Origin of the sequence: Stenotrophomonas sp. UBA7606 (genome assembly GCF_002477705.1) — a bacterium.
In the GTDB taxonomy this organism is placed as follows: Bacteria; Pseudomonadota; Gammaproteobacteria; order Xanthomonadales; family Xanthomonadaceae; genus Stenotrophomonas.
Genome location: NZ_DLJW01000125.1, coordinates 25,480 through 45,259 on the forward strand (window position 1 = coordinate 25,480; position 19,780 = coordinate 45,259).

16 protein-coding genes and 1 riboswitch are annotated in these 19,780 nt (G+C 65.2%); of the genes, 9 read left to right on the forward strand and 7 right to left on the reverse strand.

Annotated features, from left to right (window positions below; genetic code table 11):
* Positions 1–11: 11 nt before the first annotated feature.
* Genes B2527_RS16320 through metX form a run of 3 tightly spaced genes read right to left on the reverse strand, consistent with a single transcriptional unit; the run spans position 12 to position 3,348 of the window.
* Positions 12–1,079, reverse strand: a complete 1,068-nt coding sequence (locus B2527_RS16320) for a homoserine dehydrogenase (protein WP_293716074.1) — start codon at positions 1,077–1,079, stop codon at positions 12–14.
* Positions 1,076–2,326 carry an O-succinylhomoserine (thiol)-lyase gene (locus tag B2527_RS16325; RefSeq protein WP_293716077.1) on the reverse strand — a complete coding sequence of 417 codons (1,251 nt, stop codon included), beginning with the start codon at positions 2,324–2,326 and terminating at the stop codon, positions 1,076–1,078. Before B2527_RS16325 ends, B2527_RS16320 begins: the two co-directional genes overlap by 4 nt.
* Positions 2,323–3,348 (reverse strand): homoserine O-succinyltransferase MetX, encoded by a 1,026-nt coding sequence (gene metX, locus B2527_RS16330; protein WP_293716080.1) that lies wholly within the window; start codon positions 3,346–3,348, stop codon positions 2,323–2,325. The genes B2527_RS16325 and metX overlap by 4 nt, the downstream gene beginning before the upstream one ends.
* A 71-nt stretch (positions 3,349–3,419) precedes the next feature.
* Positions 3,420–3,539, reverse strand: a riboswitch (SAM riboswitch).
* Between the two features lie 118 nt (positions 3,540–3,657).
* Between metX and B2527_RS16335 the strand changes: the two genes are divergently transcribed.
* From B2527_RS16335 to B2527_RS16350, 4 genes are all read left to right on the forward strand, one after another.
* Complete coding sequence (locus B2527_RS16335) at positions 3,658–4,464, forward strand: M23 family metallopeptidase (RefSeq protein WP_293716083.1); 807 nt, start codon at positions 3,658–3,660, stop codon at positions 4,462–4,464.
* 410 nt (positions 4,465–4,874) lie between these two features.
* Positions 4,875–6,479 carry a peptide chain release factor 3 gene (locus B2527_RS16340; RefSeq protein ID WP_293716086.1) on the forward strand — a complete coding sequence of 535 codons (1,605 nt, stop codon included), beginning with the start codon at positions 4,875–4,877 and terminating at the stop codon, positions 6,477–6,479.
* Positions 6,480–6,563: 84 nt separating this feature from the next.
* Positions 6,564–7,199, forward strand: a complete 636-nt coding sequence (gene trhA, locus B2527_RS16345) for a PAQR family membrane homeostasis protein TrhA (RefSeq protein WP_293716089.1) — start codon at positions 6,564–6,566, stop codon at positions 7,197–7,199.
* Between the two features lie 150 nt (positions 7,200–7,349).
* Positions 7,350–9,272 (forward strand): AsmA family protein, encoded by a 1,923-nt coding sequence (locus B2527_RS16350; RefSeq protein WP_293716127.1) that lies wholly within the window; start codon positions 7,350–7,352, stop codon positions 9,270–9,272.
* Positions 9,273–9,280: 8 nt separating this feature from the next.
* Here the strand turns inward: B2527_RS16350 and B2527_RS16355 are convergent, their stop codons facing one another.
* The 3 genes from B2527_RS16355 to mtgA are packed head-to-tail and all read right to left on the reverse strand — an operon-like array spanning position 9,281 to position 11,467.
* Complete coding sequence (locus tag B2527_RS16355; RefSeq protein ID WP_293716092.1) at positions 9,281–9,712, reverse strand: CBS domain-containing protein; 432 nt, start codon at positions 9,710–9,712, stop codon at positions 9,281–9,283.
* Complete coding sequence (locus B2527_RS16360) at positions 9,672–10,691, reverse strand: glycosyltransferase family 2 protein (protein ID WP_293716095.1); 1,020 nt, start codon at positions 10,689–10,691, stop codon at positions 9,672–9,674. Before B2527_RS16360 ends, B2527_RS16355 begins: the two co-directional genes overlap by 41 nt.
* 26 nt (positions 10,692–10,717) lie before the next feature.
* Positions 10,718–11,467 (reverse strand): monofunctional biosynthetic peptidoglycan transglycosylase, encoded by a 750-nt coding sequence (mtgA, locus tag B2527_RS16365; protein ID WP_293716098.1) that lies wholly within the window; start codon positions 11,465–11,467, stop codon positions 10,718–10,720.
* 72 nt (positions 11,468–11,539) lie between these two features.
* Here mtgA and B2527_RS16370 point away from each other — a divergent pair, with 72 nt between their 5' ends.
* The 3 genes from B2527_RS16370 to B2527_RS16380 all read left to right on the forward strand — a co-directional run bounded on the left by B2527_RS16370 (position 11,540) and on the right by B2527_RS16380 (position 16,547).
* Positions 11,540–12,433, forward strand: coding sequence for an Hsp33 family molecular chaperone HslO (locus B2527_RS16370; protein WP_293716101.1), 894 nt, complete (start codon positions 11,540–11,542; stop codon positions 12,431–12,433).
* 124 nt (positions 12,434–12,557) lie between these two features.
* The gene (locus B2527_RS16375) at positions 12,558–13,412 is read left to right on the forward strand and encodes a hypothetical protein (protein WP_293716104.1); all 855 of its coding nucleotides are present in this window, start codon (positions 12,558–12,560) and stop codon (positions 13,410–13,412) included.
* A gap of 240 nt (positions 13,413–13,652) precedes the next feature.
* Complete coding sequence (locus tag B2527_RS16380; protein ID WP_293716107.1) at positions 13,653–16,547, forward strand: TonB-dependent receptor; 2,895 nt, start codon at positions 13,653–13,655, stop codon at positions 16,545–16,547.
* A 280-nt stretch (positions 16,548–16,827) separates the two neighbouring features.
* On the opposite strand, the gene B2527_RS16385 is transcribed toward B2527_RS16380, so the two are convergent.
* Entirely contained in the window at positions 16,828–17,430 is a 603-nt protein-coding gene (locus B2527_RS16385) for a TetR/AcrR family transcriptional regulator (protein WP_293716110.1), read from the reverse strand.
* 165 nt (positions 17,431–17,595) lie between these two features.
* Between B2527_RS16385 and B2527_RS16390 the strand changes: the two genes are divergently transcribed.
* Positions 17,596–18,501 carry an alpha/beta fold hydrolase gene (locus B2527_RS16390; RefSeq protein WP_414717119.1) on the forward strand — a complete coding sequence of 302 codons (906 nt, stop codon included), beginning with the start codon at positions 17,596–17,598 and terminating at the stop codon, positions 18,499–18,501.
* Positions 18,498–19,780: acyl-CoA dehydrogenase (locus tag B2527_RS16395; protein WP_293716116.1), on the forward strand; the 1,283-nt coding region annotated here is incomplete at its 3' end. The genes B2527_RS16390 and B2527_RS16395, both read left to right, overlap by 4 nt.

Genomic DNA, 19,780 nt, shown 5'->3' on the forward strand with positions numbered 1-19,780 from the left:
TGGCGCCGCGTTCAGCGACTGACGATGGCCAATACGTCATCCAGCAAGGCCGCAGCGGTGACTTCAGCGCCGGCGCCAGGGCCCTGGATCAACAGCGGCTGGGTGCTGTAACGATCGCTGTGGATCGCCACGCGGTTATCGGTGCCACTGCCGCCAGCCAGCGCATGGCCTTGCGGCAAGGCACGCAGGCCAACACTGGCACCCTGTGCATCCAGCCGGCCCACAAAGCACAGCTTCAAGCCCTGTGCCTTGGCCTGTTGCAGGCGCTCGGCCAAGGCTGCGTCCAGTTGCGGCAGCGCCGCATCCACGTCGCCCGCTGACAGCGACGCCAGCGCTGCCGGCACCAGCGACTCCACCTTGACCTGATCGGCCTCCAGCGGCACGCCGGCCGCACGCGCCAGGATCAGCAGCTTGCGGCGCACGTCCTCGCCCGATAGATCGATGCGCGGGTCCGGCTCGGTGTAACCGGCCGCCGCCGCCTCACGCACACAGGCCGAGAACGGCTGGCTGCCGTCATAACGGTCAAACAGCCATGCCAGCGAACCGGACAGCACGCCTTCAATCGCATGCACATGGTCGCCACCGGCGACCAGCGCACGAATGCTGCGCAACAGCGGCAGCCCTGCCCCGACCGTGGCCGCATCGCCATAGCGTGCGTCGCCATCGCGGGCGGCATCGGCAATTGCACGGGCGCGCGCAAACGCAGTGCCATTGCCCAGCTTGTTGGCAGTGACCACGTGGATGCCCTGTGCCAACCACGGCGCATGCTCGGCCGCCACGTCCTCACTGGCGGTGGCGTCGACCACGATATCGCCGGCGCCCAGCCGTCCCACCTCCAGGCGGTGCACCGGCTCGCCGGCACCCGGCCGTGCGTCGCGGGCGCGGCTCAGGGCCGCATCCGGTGCGTCATCGCAGGCCAGAGCGATACGCGAGTTGGCCACCACCTGCAGGGTGGGCAGGTTCAGTTGCCGCCGCTGCAGCGCCTGGTAGCGCGCAACGAAGGCTGAGCCGACCGTACCGGTACCCAACAACACCAGCCGCGCCTGCGGCAGTTCCTGCGGACGCAGCTGAGCGCTCATGCATCCACCGTTTTCTTACATGCGACCGAAGCGGCACCAACGCTGGCAATCACCTCGGCGGCGCGCGCCAACCCGGCCTGCAGGTCGGCCAACAGGTCCTCGCTGGACTCGATGCCCACCGACAGGCGCAGCAGGCAGTCGCTGATGCCGGCATTGGCGCGTGCATCGGCGCTCATCGCGGCATGGGTCATGGTTGCCGGGTGCGCGACCAGGCTTTCCACACCACCCAGCGATTCGGCCAGGGTGAAGTAACGCAGGCCGTCCAGGAAGGCACGCACCGCGGCATATGGATCCTCGCCCTGGCACTGCGCCAGTTCAAACGACAGCATCGCACCAAAGCCCTTCTGCTGGCGCGCGGCAACGGCGTGGCCGGGGTGCGATTCCAGGCCCGGGTAATAGACGTTGGCAACCGCATCGCTGCCCGCCAGCAACTGCACGATCGCCTGGGTGTTTTCCTGGTGCACGCGCAGGCGTGCATCCAGCGTGCGCAGCCCGCGCAGGGTCAGGAAGGCATCGAACGGCGAACCAGTCAGGCCCAGCGCGTTTGCCCACCACACCAACTGCTGGTGCACCTCGGCCTCACGGGCGATCACCGCGCCGCCCACCACGTCACTGTGGCCATTGACGTACTTGGTGGTGGAGTGCAGCACCACGTCGGCGCCAAACGCGATCGGCGTCTGCAGCGCCGGCGACAGGAAGGTGTTGTCCACCACCACCTTGGCGCCGGCCTTGTGCGCAGCGTCGATGACGAAACGCAGGTCGGTGATGCGCAGCAGCGGGTTGGACGGGGTTTCAATCAGCACCAGCCTGGGGCCCTGCGCCAACGCATCGGCCAGCGAGCGCGGATCGGTCAGGTCGGCGGTGATCAGCTCGAAGTGACCCTTGCTGGCCAAGGCATTGAACAGGCGCCAGCTGCCGCCGTAGGCATCGTGCGGCACCACCAGGCGCTCGCCCGGCTGCAGCAGCGCGTTCAACACCAGGTTGATGGCACCCATGCCGGTGGCGGTGATCACGCCACCAGCGCCGCCTTCCAGCTCGGCCAGGGCTTCGCCCAGCAGATCACGGGTCGGGTTGCCGCTGCGGGTGTAGTCGTACTGGCGCTTGTTGCCGAAGCCATCGAAGCTGAAGTTGGACGACAGCACGATCGGCGGGGTGACCGCACCGTAGGCAGTGTCACGATCGATGCCCGCACGTACCGCGGCCGTGGCACGGCTGCAGGAGATATCGGAGGTATGGGACAGGCTCATGCGGTTTCTCCAGGCAGACGTAGGGCGGTAGTGAGGATGGCGTTGATGCGGTCGGTTTCTTTCAGGAAGGCGTCGTGGCCATATGGCGAGCGCAGTACGCGCAGGCTGCCGCGCGGGCCCAGCCCTTCCACCAGCGAGACGAGATCGGACAGCGGCACCAGTCGGTCACCTTCCACGGCCACCACCAGCGTGGGCACGCTGACCGCGGCCGGGTCGACCCGATGCAGGTCGATGGATTCAGACAGGCGCAGGTAGGCGTTGACCTGGGTGCGCGCCACGTACTGCGCACCGGCAGCGTCCAGATAATCTTCGGCGGCAACCCGCACGCGGCCGTTGATCACTTCCGGCGCGGCATCGAAGCGCTCGCCGAATTCTTCCGGGGTGCGGTAGCTGAGCATCGCGAACTGGCGCGCCAGCGCCAGGCCATGGGATTCGGCGCACTGCAGCTGGCCCAGCGCCACTGCGCGACGCTGCAATGCGCGCCAGGCCGAGGCGTAGGGATGCGGGCGGTGCGCGCCGCTGACCGCGATCAGCTTCTGCAGGCGGTTTGGATGACGGATGGCCAGTTGCAGCCCGACCAGCGCGCCATAGGAATAGCCGACGAAGCCATGCAGTTGTTCTATCTGCAACGCATCGAGCAGCGCAGCGATGGCATCGGCCTGGTCGGCAGTGTCGATCGGTGCATCCAGCGCGCCATCGGCGCCGATGAAGTCAAAACCCAGCAGGCGACGACACTGCGGATCCAACGCCCGGCCTGCGCCAACCAGACCTTCGGCCCAGCCTTTTTCGGCGAAACCCGGGTTGGCCGCGATATGGCGGTGCGCGGAGATACCGCCGGCCACCAGCACCACAGGTGCGTCAGCCACGCCCACCAGCTCATAGCGCAGACGCAGCGTGCGCTGGCCTGCGTGGCGCATGCGCAGCTGCACCTCGACTTCACCACGCACGGCAGGCGCGCTGTCGGCAGGGCCGGTCGGTGCGACGGGATAGAGCTGGGCGGCGGTAGCGGTGGCGAAACTCATGGCGGTATCCGGTAAGGAGCGGCCATCGAGCTTTCGCGGAGCTCGTGTTCGCCGTACGCAAGGTACGGAACGAACCATCTTTCGGCGGACACGGAGGTCACCGCAGGATTTGGCACCAAACGCAGCCGCTTGCGCGTCCGCTGGTTGCCCCGGCTTCAAAGGGCCTGTCCCTCTGCCGGTCTCGATGGTGGCGCTACATTGCCAGCCGATCCGAAGGCTGTCAATCGCTTTATTCGCATAAAGAGATGGATAGGTTTCCGGCGCAACCAAAACAGGCACAATCCTCCTGTCCTCGCTAACGTCCGTACTGTGCCCCGCGCTCTCGCCCTCCTGCTCAGCCTGATCCTGCTTTCTCCCAGTGCGGCCTCGGCAGCCCCCAGCGGCCGCTGGCGCGAGGCCTGGGGACTGGCGAGCAGCCCGTCGAGCAGCACCGCGGCAAGTTCCGATGCCTTCGCCAGCCTGCAGTTGCAGGCGCGTGGCGGTGGCCGCAGCGCCGTCGTCCGCAATCTGCTGGCCGGCCCGCTGCAGGTACGCCTGCTCGGCGACAGCCGCGCGCCCGCCGCAACGGTGTTGCGGGCGGGCGAGCAACGCAGCCTGCTGTGGCTGGCCGACGACGGCGCGTCGCTGCGGCTGGTGCTGGATGCCTTCCCGGGCGACCCCACTGCCCGCCCGGAGGACCATCTTTATCTGCTGCCGATGCAAGTGGCGGCGGTCCGGGTCAGCCAGGCTTTCGCTGGCCATTACAGCCATACCGATGCGCAGAACCTGTATGCGGTGGATTTCCCCCTGCCCGAAGGCACGCCGGTGCTGGCCGCGCGCGCCGGCACGGTGATGCAGGTGGTGGACAGTCGCGACCAGGGCGGCCTGCTGCGCGTATTGCACGACGACGGCAGCATGGCCCTGTATGCGCACCTGCAGGCGGCCAGCGCGCGCGTGCGCCCCGGCCAGGCCGTGGCTGCCGGGCAAGTCATCGCGCTGTCGGGCAACACCGGCCACAGCAGCGGCCCGCACCTGCATTTCGTGGTGCAGGCCAATACCGGGCTGGACCTGCGCTCGATCCCGTTCCGGATGGGCAGCGAACGCGGCGAGCTGAAGTTCCCGCGGCAGGCCCCCTAGGGGCCCGACGAACCTGTAGTGCCGAGCCATGCTCGGCAAAGGGGCTTGCCCGGTAGAGCCGCTGCCGAGCGTGGCTCGGCACTACAGGGCCGGGATTTCTGGGCAGGCTCCTGCCGAGCATGGCTCGGCACTACAGGGCCGGGATTCCTGGGCAGGCTCCTGCCGAGCATGGCTCGGCACTACAGGTCGGGGATTCCTGGGCAGGCCGCTGCCGAGCGTGGCTCGGCACTACAGGGCCGGAATTTCCCGGCAGGCTCCTGCCGAGCATGGCTCGGCGCTACAGGGCCGGGATTTCCGGGCAGGCTCCCGCCGAGCGGGGCTCGGCACTACCCGGTCATCCTTGCCGGGCTGGCGGCAGGTATAATCGCCGGTTCATTCGTTTCTGATGCGCCCGGGCGGGCGCCCCTGCCATGTCCGAAGTCGCCACCGAAGCCGCGCGCCGCCGTACCTTCGCCATCATCTCCCACCCTGACGCCGGCAAGACCACGCTGACCGAAAAGCTGTTGCTGTTCGGGGGCGCGATCCAGATGGCCGGTTCGGTCAAGGGCCGCAAGGCCGCCCGCCACGCCACCTCGGACTGGATGGCACTGGAAAAGGAACGCGGCATCTCGGTCACCTCCTCGGTGATGCAGTTCCCTTACGAAGACAAGATCGTCAACCTGCTCGACACCCCCGGCCACGCCGACTTCGGCGAGGACACCTACCGCGTGCTTACCGCGGTGGACTCGGCACTGATGGTGATCGACGTGGCCAAGGGCGTTGAAGAGCGCACCATCAAGCTGATGGAAGTCTGCCGCCTGCGCGACACCCCCATCATGACCTTCATCAACAAGCTCGACCGCGAGGGCAAGGACCCGATCGAGCTGCTGGATGAAGTGGAAACCGTGCTTGGCATCCAGTGCGCCCCGGTCACCTGGCCGATCGGCATGGGCCAGCGCCTGAAGGGCGTGGTGCACCTGTTGACCGGCGAAGTGCACCTGTACGAACAGGGCCGCAACTTCACCCGCCAGGACTCGACCATCTTCCCGTCACTGGATGCCCCCGGCCTGGTCGAGAAGATCGGCGAGAAGATGCTGGCCGACCTGCGCGACGAACTGGAACTGGTGCAGGGCGCCAGCCATCCGTTCGACGTGCAGGCCTACCTGGCCGGCAAGCAGACCCCGGTGTTCTTCGGCTCTGGCGTCAACAACTTCGGCGTGCAGCCGCTGCTGGACTTCTTCGTCGAGCACGCACCGGCACCGCAGACCCGCGCCACCACCGGCCGCGACATCGCCCCGCAGGAAGACAAGCTGACCGGCTTCGTGTTCAAGATCCAGGCCAACATGGACCCGCAGCACCGTGACCGTGTCGCCTTCATGCGCGTGTGCTCGGGCAGGTTCACCGCTGGCATGAAGACCTTCCATGTGCGCACCGGCAAGGAGATGAAGCTGGCCAACGCGCTGACCTTCATGGCCAGCGACCGTGAGATCGCCGCCGAGGCATGGCCGGGCGATGTGATCGGCATCCACAACCACGGCACCATCTCCATCGGTGACACCTTCACCGAAGGCGAAGCGGTGACCTTCACCGGCATCCCCAACTTCGCCCCGGAACTGTTCCGCCGTGCCCGCTTGAAGGATCCGCTCAAGCTCAAGCAGTTGCAGAAGGGCCTGGCGCAGCTGTCGGAAGAAGGTGCTACCCAGTTCTTCCGCCCACTGATGAGCAACGACCTCATCCTCGGCGCGGTCGGCGTGCTGCAGTTCGACGTGGCCGCTTACCGGCTGAAGGACGAGTACGGCGTGGAAGCGGTGTTCGAGCCGGTCTCGGTCAATACCGCACGCTGGATCAGCTGCAGCAACGCGAAGAAGCTGGAAGAGTTCCGCGAGAAGAACGCCAACAACCTCAGCATCGACGCTGCCGGCCACCTGGTCTACCTGGCCCCCACCCGGGTCAACCTGCAGTTGGCCCAGGAGCGCGCACCGGATGTGCGCTTCTCGGCCACGCGTGAGGCCGCGCACACGGTTTCGGTGACATAAGTCCAATGGCGGCGTGCATGCGCCGCCATTCGGGGTGATGATAGCGGGCACCGGGCCTTCCCCCAGCCCGCGCCCCTACCCCACATGACCGCAACTGCTGCATCCATCCGCGAAGAAATCGCCAGTGCCCTTACCCACGGCCTCGGCGCCGTCACCGCTCTGGCTGCCGGCGCCGTCCTGATCACCCTGGCAGCGATCTATGGCGATGGCTGGCAACTGGCCAGTGCCATCGTCTTCGGCGTTGCCCTGCTGTTGCTGTACACCGCCTCCACCCTGTACCACGCCATCCAGCACCCGGTGGCCAAGGGCCGGCTGAAGATCTTCGATCATTGCGCGATCTACATCCTGATCGCTGGCACCTATACCCCATTTACCCTGATCGGCCTGCGCGGCCCCTGGGGCTGGGGACTGTTCACCGCGATCTGGGCGCTGGCCGTATTCGGCGTGATCTTCAAGCTGTTCTACACCGGCCGTTTCAAGAAACTCTCCACCGCGATCTATATCGCAATGGGCTGGCTGGTGATCGTGGCGATCAAGCCGATGTGGGCCTCGCTGGATGGCTGGACCCTGGGCTGGCTGTTTGCAGGTGGTGTGTTCTACACCCTTGGCACGGTGTTCTATCACCGCGAGCAACTACCGTACTCGCACGCCATCTGGCACCTGTTCGTCATCGCCGGCAGTGTCTGCCACTTTGTTTCGGTAACCGAACAGATCCTGTAATCCAACGTCGGCGTGGCCATCCACACCCTGCCAACATTACGTGCACGCCGCGCGAATGCATGCTTCGCGTGGCGTGCACGATGAACGCGCGATCATCGATGCGTGAATACCTCCACGCCCCCCGCCACGCAGCGCGCGTCGCGCTGGCGACTGCAACGCCCCGGCAAACGCGGCCAGCGCTGGCTGATCGCCGGTGCTGCGTTGGCGGTGGCGATCCTCGTGCTGATCCTGCTGTGGGACTGGAACTGGTTCAAAGGGCCAGTCGAGCGCGCGGTGCAGGCACGCACCGGCCGGGTCCTGCAGATCGGCAATCTGGATGTGGACCTGGGCCGCACCACCACCATTCGTGGCGACCGCATCCGCTTTGCCAACGCCAGCTGGGCCAAGCAGCCGCAGATGGCCAGCGCCGACCGTGTCGAGATCGATGTGCGCCTGTGGCCGCTGCTGCGCGGCAGCGTGCAGTTGCCGGAGATCCGTCTCAGCCGTCCTGATGTGTTGCTGGAAACCGCCCCGGACAAGGGTCAGCCCGGCAACTGGGCCTTTCTCAACGGTGGCGGCGGCCAGCGCCTGCAACTGCAGCGCCTGCGCATCAGCGATGGCCGCCTGCAGTTCATCGATACCCTTGGCCGCAGCAATATCGACCTGGCCGTGCGCAGCGGCCAGGCAAAGCAGGCCGATGCCGCGCCGCCGGTACAGGTGCAGGGCAAAGGCCGCTGGCGTGGCGCCGCCTTCACCCTCAAGGGCGGCACCGAGTCGCCGCTTGAATTGAGCAAGAGTGATCACCCCTTCCGCATCCACCTGGATGCCCATGCCGGCGCCACCCATGCCATTGCCCATGGCAGCCTGACCAATCCCTTCCAGTTGCAGGTATTCGACCTGCAGTTCCAGCTCAGCGGCCAGGATCTGGATGATCTCTATCCACTGATCGGCATCGCCATCCCTTCGTCACCGCCGTATCGACTGGATGGTCGGCTCAAGCGTGACCACGAGCGCTGGCGCTACGAGAAATTCAGTGGCCGCGTTGGCGACAGCGACCTGGCCGGTGATGTCGAGATCGATGTGGCCGGCGAGCGCCCCCGGCTGACCGCCAACCTGCTGTCCAGGCGATTGGACTTCGATGACCTGGCTGGTTTCATCGGCGCGCCGCCCCGAACGGGCGGCAGCGAAACGGCCAATGCCGAGCAGAAGGCACAGGCCGCGCAGTTGGCCGCCAAGCCGACGGTACTGCCGGACACACCCTACAACCTCGGCAAGCTGCGTGCGATGGACGCCGATGTGCGCTGGAAGGCGGAGCGCATCAATGCGCCCAGGCTGCCGCTGGATGACATGGACGCGCATCTGTTGCTGGACAACGGCCTGCTGCGGCTGGAGCCGCTCAATTTCGGCGTGGCCGGCGGCGATATCCGCAGCACCATCCGCATGGACGCGCGCCGCCCGCAGATCAGTACCACGCTCAACGCCAGCCTGCGCAGGGTGCAGCTGGGGCAGTTGTTTCCGGACGCCAAGCTGGCCGAGCAGGCCTCTGGCGGAATCGGTGGCGACATCCGCCTCAGCGGCACAGGCAACTCCATCGCCGCGATGCTGGGCAGCAGCAATGGCGATGTCGGGCTGGGCATGGGCCGCGGTCATATCGGCAACCTGCTGATGGAGCTGGCCGGGCTGGACGTGGCCGAATCGCTGAAGTTCCTGTTCACCGGCGACAAGCAGATCCCGCTGCGCTGCGCGTTTGGTGATTTCAGCGTGCGCAATGGCCTGATGCAGTCGCGCACCTTGGCTTTCGACACCACCGATACCCTGGTGATCGGCGAAGGCACCATCAGCCTGAAGCAGGAACAACTGGACCTGCTGCTGCGCCCACGGCCCAAGGACAGGAGCATCCTGGCACTGCGCTCGCCGCTGCATATCGGCGGCAGCTTCAAGGACCCATCGTTCCGCCCGGACTTCAAGGCCTTGGGCATCCGTGGTGCCATCGCCCTGACCCTGGCCAGCATCACCCCGCCGGCGGCCCTGCTGGCCACCATCGAAACCGGCCCCGGCAAGGACGCCGACTGCGGCGGACACTACGCCAAGTAACGCCCAGCTCAGCCGCCGGTGATGTATTCCTGCAGCTGGCCCAGCTCCTGGCGCTGCTGCGCGATCACCGATTTGACCAGGTCACCGATGGAGATCACCCCCACGACCTGATCGCCGTCCAGCACCGGCAGATGGCGGATGCGGCGGTTGGTCACCAGTTCCAGGCATTGTTCCACCGACACCGTCGGTGCCACGGTCACCAGTTCGGCGGTCATGATCTCGCGCACCGGCGTGGTCGCCGAGGAGCGGTCCATCAATACGATCTTGCGCGCGTAGTCGCGCTCGGAAAGGATGCCAACCAAGGAGGCTCCTTCCATCACCAAGACGGCACCGATGCCCTTCTCGGCCATCAGCCGGATGGCCTGCACCACCGCAACGTCCGGTGGCACCGCATGGATCTCAGGGGACTTGGCCCCAAGCAACTGTCGAACGGTCTGCACGGCGTTCTCCTGCGCTGGTGGATGGGGCAGATACTGCCACGTTCGCAGGCTGCCATGTATCGACCAGGTACAACGGGCGCTGCTTGGCCTCCATGTACAGGCGGCCCAGGTACTCACCGATCAAGCCCAGGGCAATCAACTGCACGCCTCCCAGGAACAGGATCACCGCCATCATCGTGGGCCAGCCGGCGACGCGATCGCCGTACAGCGCGGCCTTGGCCACCACCCATGCTGCAAACGCGAACGCGCCGGTCGCAGTGAACAAGCCCAGGTAGGTCGCCACCCGCAGTGGCGCGGTGGAAAAGCTGGTGATGCCTTCAAGCGCGAAGTTCCACAGCTTCCAGAAGCCGAATTTGCTGCGCCCGGCCACGCGCGCCTGGCGCCGGTACGGCAGGGCCACGCGGTTGTAGCCCACCCAGCCAAACAGGCCCTTCATGAAACGCTGCCGCTCGCGCAGCTGCCGCAGCGCTGCCAGTGCACGTGGCGACAGCAGGCGGAAGTCACCGGTATCGGCAGGGATGGGTGTCTTCGACAACCGCCCCATCACCCGGTAAAACACCGCTGCAGTGACCCGCTTTAGCCAACCATCGCCGTCGCGCTCTTCACGCACACCATATACATCGTCGTGGCCCTGTCGCCACAAGGCCACAAAATCGGGAATAAGCTCCGGCGGATCCTGGCCATCGGCATCGAGCAGGATCACCGCACCATCCTCGACAAAATCCAGGCCCGCGGTCAGCGCGATTTCCTTGCCGAAGTTGCGCGACAACCGCAGCACCGCCACCCGCGGCTCCTGCGCCGCCAAGGTCTGCATCACCTGCCAGGTAGCATCACTGCTGCCGTCATCCACGTACAGGATGCGGCCATCGACATCCGCCAGTGCCCGCAACTGCGCGCACAGCCGCGGATGCAACAACGGCAGCGCCTCCTGCTCGTTGTAGGCGGTGATGACAAGGGTCAGGCGATCATGGGCAGTCATGTGCTGATTCTACGCAGGCAAGGCCCTCAATCGGCCTCGTCCAGATAACCGGCGCCACCGAGCTGACGGGCCTGGCGCTGGATCCAGTTCGCGCGGCGCTGCACGTAGGGACCCGGATTTGCCGCGCTGTAGCGCCGCGGCGCCGGCAGCACCGCCGCCAGGCGGGCACTCTCGGCCGGATTCAGCCGCGCTGCGTCCTTGCCCCAATACGCCTGGGCCGCGGCCTGCACACCGTAGATACCGTCGCCAAACTCGGCCACATTGACGTACATCTCGATGATCCGCTGTTTGGGCCAGAGCGCTTCGATCAACAGCGTGTACCAGACCTCCAGCCCCTTGCGCACCCAACTGCGGCCCTGCCACAGGAACACGTTCTTGGCCGTCTGCTGGCTGATGGTGCTGGCCCCGCGCAGGCGCCCACCACGCTCGTTGTGTTTGCGCGCCTTCTCGATGGCCTGCAGATCGAACCCATTGTGCTCGGGGAAGCGCTGGTCCTCGGCGGCCACCATCGAGATCGGCACGCTACGTGCGATCTGGTCAAGATCGCGCCATTCATGGCGGATGCGAAAACTGAAATCGCCCTGCCCCCATGCTTCCAATTGGCGGAACACCATGACCGTGGAAAACGGCGGGTCGAAGAACCGCAACCATGTCACCTGCAGCACACTGAAGCCGGCCAACAGCACCGGCAACCACAACAGGCGGCGCAGCCAAGGCCGTCTGCGCCGTCCTTCATCCGCCTGTCCAGCCTTGCGCTCGGCCTTCTCTGCCCCCATATCCGTCACCTGATCAAACTTCTGTCCGGCGCATTATCCGGCACCGGCCCCCACCTCGCGCAGATGCAGCCCATGACCGACACCTCCGACCTGCTTGTCCGTTTTCTCCTGCCCGACGCCGGTGTCCGTGGCGTGCACGTCCGCCTGGGTGACAGCTGGCGGGAGATCCTTTCCCACGGTGACTATCCGGCCGCAGCCACCCGCCTGCTCGGCGAGGCCAGCGTGGCCTCGGCGCTGTTCACCGGCCACACCAAGGTTGACGGCCGCCTGTCGATCCAATTGCGCAGCAGCTCGGCGCTGCGCGCACTGTTCACCGAGTGCACCTCGGCCGGCACCTTGCGCGGCATTGCGCAGCTGGCCGACGGTGAGGACGCACCGGCAACCCTGGCCGGCCTTGGCGAAGGTGCCTTGCTGGCCATCACCATCGAGAACCCGGGCCTGGACCCGCGTGAACCGCAGCGTTACCAAAGCATGGTCGCGCTGAGCGGCGACAGCCTGGACGATGCCTTCGAGGACTATTTCCGTCATTCCGAGCAGTTGCCGACCCGCCTGCTGCTGGCCAGCGATGGCGAGCACGCGGCTGGCCTGCTGCTGCAGAAGCTGCCCGGCGACGAAGGCGACGAGGACGGCTGGATCCGCACCGGCGCGTTGTTTGACACACTGGGCCGCGAGGAACTGCTGGCCCTGCCGGGCAGCGAACTGCTGCACCGCCTGTTCCATGAGGAGCAGCCTGAGCTGGTCGGCGACAAGACCTTGCGCTTTGGCTGCTCCTGCTCGCGCGAACGGGTGGTCAGCATGCTGCAGTCGCTGGGCGAGGACGAAGCCCGGGCCGCCGCCGAGGCTACCGGCCAGGTCGATATCCGCTGCGAATTCTGCGGCCAGGAATATCACTTCCCATTGGCGGAATTCGGCGTATTGTTTAGCTCCACACCGGCCAACCAGCCCGCCCCCGAGCGGCTGCAGTAACGGCACAGGTCCAACGAGTAGCGTTCTGGGGAGGGCGGAGACTTGTTAAGAAACCATAAACCGCATAGGATCGGGATCGCATGTGCCGGGAACTTCCCGGTGCACCCGGGGTCTGACTGAGTCCATGAACGCCTTCCTGCGCCTACCGCTTGCCCTGTTGATCGCCTTTGGTGCGGTCACGTCAGTGCATGCCCAGAGTAAAGCCGGCGCCGAAAGCACTGTCCTGCCTGTCTGGAACCGTGGCAGCGGCAAGGTCGAGGCCCTGCTCTACCTGGAACCCACCGGCACCCAGAACGCCGGTGCCCGCTGGCATTTCGGCCGCAGTTCGCTGGATGCCGCATTCGGCCTGTCCTCGGGCGACTCGCTGGGCCTGCTGTGCAACAGCAGCCGTGGCAGCAGCATTGGCGGCCTTGCCAGCCACTGCATGCTGGCCAGCCTGGGCGATGACGATGACGACAATGGCCGGCATATCTCCGCCACCACCGCGTTCAACCGCCCAGGTGGCCGCGTTGGCGTCAGCGTGGGCAGCGGCCGTGACACCCTGCCGGCATGGCTGTCCGGTGGCAGCAAGAGCGGTGCCGCGCGGATGGAACAGAACGACCTGACCGTCTTCGGCCAGAAGAACATCGGCCGCGAAGGCTTCGTATCCATTGGCGGCACCTATGCCAAGGCCCGCCTGGTGCCTCTCACCGACGCCGCACCGGCAGTCGTGGACCAATGGGACAGCAAGAGCCTGAGCGTTGGCGGCGGCTACGGCGCCTTCAGCGCCAACGTCATCGGCCGTGTGGTCGACGCACCCGGCCAGAGCGGCAAATGGGAAGGCCTCGGCCTGGGCCTGACCTGGCGCACCCCCTGGAGCGGGCAGCTGACCGTGGGTGCAGAGAACGTCATCACCCGTGGCAAAAACCCGTTCTCGCCACGCAATGAGAGCAATGACGACGGTGCCGTGCCGTACGTCCGTTACGAGCAAGACCTCTAAATTTTCGTTTTGCTACGGTTCATGAACGCCCCGCTTGTCGGGGCGTTTTCATGTCTGCAACCCGCAGAACCATTGAACTTTGCCAAATTCAAGCAAATCATCACCCTTCATTAACCAATCTTTAATTTATTTGCAGTCGCAAGTACTATCGAACCAAGCCTTTGGTATTGGATCCGCCTTTCGGATTCCCCAGCGGCCTTCGCAGCTATACCAAGTCCACTTGGCAGAGAGAGAGAACCAATGATTTGCAAGACCAACAAACTGCGTGACGCAGTTGTGCTTGCGCTTGTCGCAAGTGCCGGCACCACCGGTGTCGTATACGCTCAGGATGCAGACAAGGGCGCAACCAACCTGGATCGCATCCAGGTCACTGGCTCGCGCATCCGCTCGGTTGATGCGGAAACCTCGCAGCCGGTTCTGACCCTGACCCGCGAAGCCATCCAGCAGACCGGTCGTACCAGCGTTGCTGACGTGCTGCAGCAGATCGCCACCAACGGCGCTGCCATCAACACCCAGTTCAACAACGGCGGCGACGGCTCCTCCGGCGTCGACCTGCGCAACCTCGGCTCCTCGCGCACCCTGGTGCTGGTCAATGGCCGCCGCTGGGTCTCGGCCCTGGACGGCAGCGTCGACCTGAACACCATCCCGTCGGCCATGGTCGAGCGCATCGAAGTCCTGAAGGACGGCGCCTCCTCGATCTACGGTTCGGACGCCATCGCCGGCGTGGTCAACATCATCACCCGTGACGATTTCAACGGCGGTGAAGCCCATGTGTATCGCGGCCAGTTCAGCAAGGGCGACGGCGAGCGTGAAGGCTATGACCTGACCCTGGGTACCAGCAGCGACCGCGGCAACCTGGTGTTCGGCGCCAGCTACGTCAAGGAAAAGGCCGTGATGGCCGGCGCACGCAAGATCTCGCGCGATCCGGTGTATGGCCTGGGTTCGAGCCAGTACAGCGGCCAGACCGCTGACGGCGGCATCTGGGACCTGACCATCGATGGCAAGCCGACCGATGACTATGCTGCCTGGTCCGACATCGCCGGCAATGAAGATCCGGACATTGCCGAGCGCGCAAGCTACGACCGCTGGGTAGTCAACAAGGGGGCCGATGGCCGCAACCTTGCCAACTACCACGCTTATGGCAATGCGGACAAGTACAACTACGCTGCCGACAACTACCTGCGCACTCCGCAGGAGCGCAAGTCGATCTACATCCAGGGCCGCTACGACCTGACCGATTCGATCGCACTGCGTACCGACGCGCTGTACAACCAGCGTAATTCGGCCCAGCAGCTGGCCGGCTTCCCGCTCAGCGCCGGCAGCTACATGGACGGCTCCCTGGGTCTGTCCAAGGACAGCTACTACAACCCGACCAAGGGCGCTGCCGACGCACGCAACCTGAACTGGAACCGTCGCCTGGTCGAACAGGAACGTTTCTATGAGCAGGACGTCAAGACCCTGCATTGGTACGGCGGTCTGGAAGGTTCGTTCCAGTTTGCCGACCGGTACTTCAACTGGGACGCTGGCCTGAGCTACAACTCCAACGACCAGATCGACACCCAGGTGGGCGACGTCAACATGGCCAACCTCTACCAGGCCACCGGCGCGTCCTTCATGGACACCGATGGCGTGGTCAAGTGCGGCAGCCCGGGGGCGGTGATCGAAGGCTGCGTGCCGTTCAATCCGCTTTCCAGCGCCGGCAACATGCCGAAGGAAATGCTGGACTACATCCTGTTCACCGCCAAGGACAAGTTCCAGAACAAGAGCAAGAGCTTCACCGCCAACCTGGCCGGCGACATCGTCGAACTGCCGGGCGGCATGATGGGCTTCGCAGCAGGTTACGAGCACCGCAAGGAATCCGGCTACGACCTGCCGGACGCCTTCGTCTCGGCCGGCATGAGCTCGGGCAACGCCCGTCAGCCGACCAGCGGTGATTACAGCCTGGACGACCTGTACCTGGAACTGGCCATCCCACTGCTGAAGGACCTGCCGGGTGCTGAGGTGCTGGAATTCAGCGTGGCAACGCGCTACTCGGACTACAGCAACTTCGGTGACACCCTCAACAGCAAGTTCGGCTTCAAGTGGAAGCCGTACGCTGACCTGCTGGTCCGCGGTAACTGGGCCGAAGGTTTCCGTGCACCGTCGATCTCCAACATGTTCGGTGGCGGCGCGGCTTCGTACGAAGGCTACGGCGACCCCTGCTCCAGCGACAGCCCGTTCATCAGCAATGCCGCTGTGGCCCAGCGCTGCGCCGCAGCCGGCATTCCTGCCAGCTATACCCAGCGTGAAGCCTATGGCGACCAGACCGCATGGCCGTTCGACTGGGTCTCCAACAAGGACCTGACCCCGGAGACCTCTACCTCGAAGACCTTGGGCTTCGTGTTCAGCCCGAGCTTCCTGAAGGGCTTCGACGTGTCGCTGGACTGGTGGCAGATCAACATCAAGAACGTGATCAGCCGCCCGCAGGTCACCTACATGCTTGATCAGTGCTATGTGGAAGGCAACCAGAACTGGTGCAACATCGTCAATGATGGCCTGACCCGCAACGCGTTGGGTCAGATCACCTACCTGAAGATGGGCCTGGCCAACCTGGGCGAGACCGAAGTGGAAGGTTACGACCTGACCATGCGCTACTCGCTGCCGGATACCAGCATCGGCGCCTTCACGTTCGTGTGGGACAGCACCTACATGTCGTCCTACCGCACCAAGGCAACCCCGGAAGCTGACTGGGACGCTTCGGAAGTGGGCACCTACGTCAAGGACACCCCGATCTGGCGCATCCGCTCCAACCTGACCGCCAACTGGACCTACGGTGATTTCGGCCTGACCTGGACCACGCGTTACTTCTCCAGCCTGGTCGAGAACTGCAAGTACCCGACGGTTGCCGCACTGTGCAGCGATCCGAACCGCGTCACCGCTTCTGGCAAGGACCCGCAGAACAAGCTGGCCGCGACCACTTATCACGACCTGCAGGCACGCTACAACGTGCCGTGGAATGCAACCGTGTCGGTGGGCGTGAACAACGTGTTCGCGAAGGAACCGCCGGTGGCGACGCAGGCGTTCGCCAACAATTTCGACTACCAGTACGACACCCCGGGGCGCTACTACTACATGGAGTACCGTCAGCGCTTCTGATCGTAGTCTGATCGGTTGAAACAGAACGGCCCGGGATTCCCGGGCCGTTTTCTTTTGCATATTGCGATGGTCCGGCAATGCCCTGAACCGATCCCCGCACATCCACTCGTTGGACGCCGATCTCGCGAGCAAGCGCGCACCATGGATCTCGGCGCCGCGCCGATCCGGGCTGCGCAGCGGCCGCATCATTTGCGGCCCTCGTCACCTGCACGAGGGGCCTCACTGCAAAAGAAAAGGCCGCATTGCTGCGGCCCGGCTTGCTCATGCGCGGTCAGGCGATTCAACCATTCGGGATCAAGGTCTCGATCACATGCTCGACATAGGCCTCGAAATCCTCGCGCGCCTGCTTGGGCTGCTGCAGCTGCAACGACAGCTGCAGGAAGCCGACATACGCCGCATAGGCCAGGCGCGCGCGGTGACGCGCATCGGTAGAGCTGAGCCCGGCCTGGCGGAACGAGGCGATCAGGTACTCCATGCGCCGCTGCGACACCCGATCGATCACCGGCCGAACCATGGGATTGTCCAAGGCCTTGAGCAGTTCGCTGTAGATCACGTGCGGGGTTACTTCGTGCGCGACCAGTTGGAACAGCGCGCGCAGACGGGTGCGCGGGTCCGGCACCTCCTCCAGGCTTCCGAACACCTGCTGCTGCTCCACCACTTCCCAGCGTTCCAGAGCCGCTTGCAGCAACGCGTCACGCGACGGGAAATGCCAATAGAAGCTGCCTTTGGTGACCCCCAGGCGACGAGCCAAGGGCTCCACCGCTACCGCACCAACACCTTGTTCCGCAATCAGATCCAGCGCCGCCTGCGCCCAGTCATCGGCGCTGAGTCGGCTATGGCGGTTACTGCGGGAATCGGCGGCGGGAGTCGTTGTGTCGTTCATGCCACAGATTTAACCATACGCCGGGGACTGGTTGCAGTATGCGCCAGCGAAATTGGCAATCAAACATACCTACCGCCGCTGCCTGAGAACCATTGCAGCGCAGGCAAGAACGGAACCATACCGGTGGGTATTGACATGACTCCAAATCGGACCATACCATCTGGTATGGTTAAATTCGACAGTGCCCCCATGCGCAATGAAGACATCCGCCTGCAAGGCGCGCATGGCGCTGTGCTGGCGGCCACGCGTGCTCCCGGCCGCCGTGCCCCTGTGCTGTTCGCCCATGGCTTTGGCCAGACCCGCGGCGCCTGGACCGCTACGGCCGACGCACTCAATGCCGCCGGCCACGCCACGCTCAGCTATGACGCACGCGGCCATGGCGATTCGGACTGGAATGCCAACGATATGCCCTATCACGGCGATCAGTTCACCGATGACCTGATCGTGGTCGCCGGCGAGCTGCCGCGCCCGCCGGTGCTGGTTGCTGCCTCGATGGGCGGCCTGTTCGGGCTGATGGCCGAAGCGCGCTGGCCGGGCCTGTTCTCGGCAATGGTGCTGGTGGATATCACCCCGCGCTGGGAGACCCGCGGCGTGGAGCGCATTCTTGCCTTCATGAGCGCGCACCCGGACGGTTTTGCCTCGCTGCAGGGCGCCGCCGATACCATCTCCGCCTATATGCCGCACCGCCCACGCAAGAGCGAAGATTCGCTGCGTGCGTTGCTGCGCCCAGGCAAGGATGGCCGCTGGAACTGGCATTGGGATCCGCGCCTGGTCGATGAGCTGGCGCGCGACAGCGAGCAGCACCAGGGCGTGATTGCCGACGCTGCAAGACAAGTGCAATGCCCGCTGCTGCTGGTCAGCGGTGGCCGCAGTGACCTGGTCTCGCCACAGACCGTTGAAGAATTCATGGCGCTGGTGCCGCACGCGCAGCATGTCCATCTGCCCCACGCCACCCACATGGTGGCCGGCGATGACAACAACGCGTTTACCGCCGCTGTGTTGAACTACCTGGACGCACTGCCTTCCGCAGCGTCCGCCCGAACCGAGCACGTTACCGGAGCACGTCCATGAGCATCGTCGTACCTTTCCTGGCCCTGCTGCTTGCAGGTGCCTTTGTTGCCTACCACCGCATGCGACTCGTCGTATGGACGGTCATCAGTGTCGTGGCCCTGGCCATCTGCTGGTTTGCCGGCGTCAACCAGACCGCGATCATCGTCGCCGCCGCCATCGTTGCGCTGGTGAGCGTGCCGGTGCTGCTGCCGTTCCTGCGCAAGCCGCTGATCACCGCGCCGTTCATGGGCGTGTTCCGCAAGGTGCTGCCGCCGCTGTCCAAGACCGAGCGCATCGCCCTGGAAACCGGCTCGGTCGGCTTTGAAGGCGAGCTGTTCACCGGCGACCCGGATTGGAACATCCTGCTCAACTATCCCAAGCCGCAGCTCACCGCCGAGGAACAGGCCTTCCTGGATGGCCCGGTGGAAGAACTGTGCAAGATGGTCAACGATTTCGAGATCACCCACGTCCACGCCGACCTGCCGCCGGAACTGTGGGACTACATCAAGAAGAACAAGTTCTTCGGCATGATCATCCCGAAGGAATACGGCGGCCTGGGCTTCAGCGCGCTGGCCCATCACAAGGTGATCCAGAAGCTGGCCTCGGTATCGAGCGTGGTCAGTTCGACCGTTGGCGTGCCGAACTCGCTGGGTCCGGGTGAGCTGCTCAACCATTACGGCACCCAGGAGCAGAAGGACTACTACCTGCCGCGCCTGGCCATCGGCCAGGAAGTGCCCTGCTTCGGCCTGACCGGTCCGTTCGCCGGCTCGGACGCCACCTCCATCCCCGACTTCGGCATCGTCTGCAAGGGCATGTGGAAGGGCGAGGAAGTGCTGGGCCTGAAGCTCACCTTCGACAAGCGCTACATCACCCTGGCCCCGGTCGCGACCCTGATCGGCATGGCCTTCCGCATGTACGACCCGGACGGCCTGCTCGGCGACACCAAGGACATCGGCATCACCCTGGCGTTGCTGCCGCGTGACACCGACGGTGTGGAGATCGGCCGCCGCCACTTCCCGCTGAACTCCACCTTCCAGAACGGTCCAATCCGCGGCAAGGATGTGTTCATCCCGCTGACCCAGCTGATCGGCGGTGCCGAGAAGCGCGGCCTGGGCTGGAACATGCTCAACGAGTGCCTGGCCGTTGGCCGTTCCATCACCCTGCCCTCCACCGCCTCGGGCGGTGCCAAGGCCGGTGCGGTGGTGACCGGTGCCTATGCGCGCATCCGCAAGCAGTTCGGCCTGTCGGTCGGCCGCTTCGAGGGCGTGGAAGAAGCGCTGGCCCGCATCGGCGGCAAGGC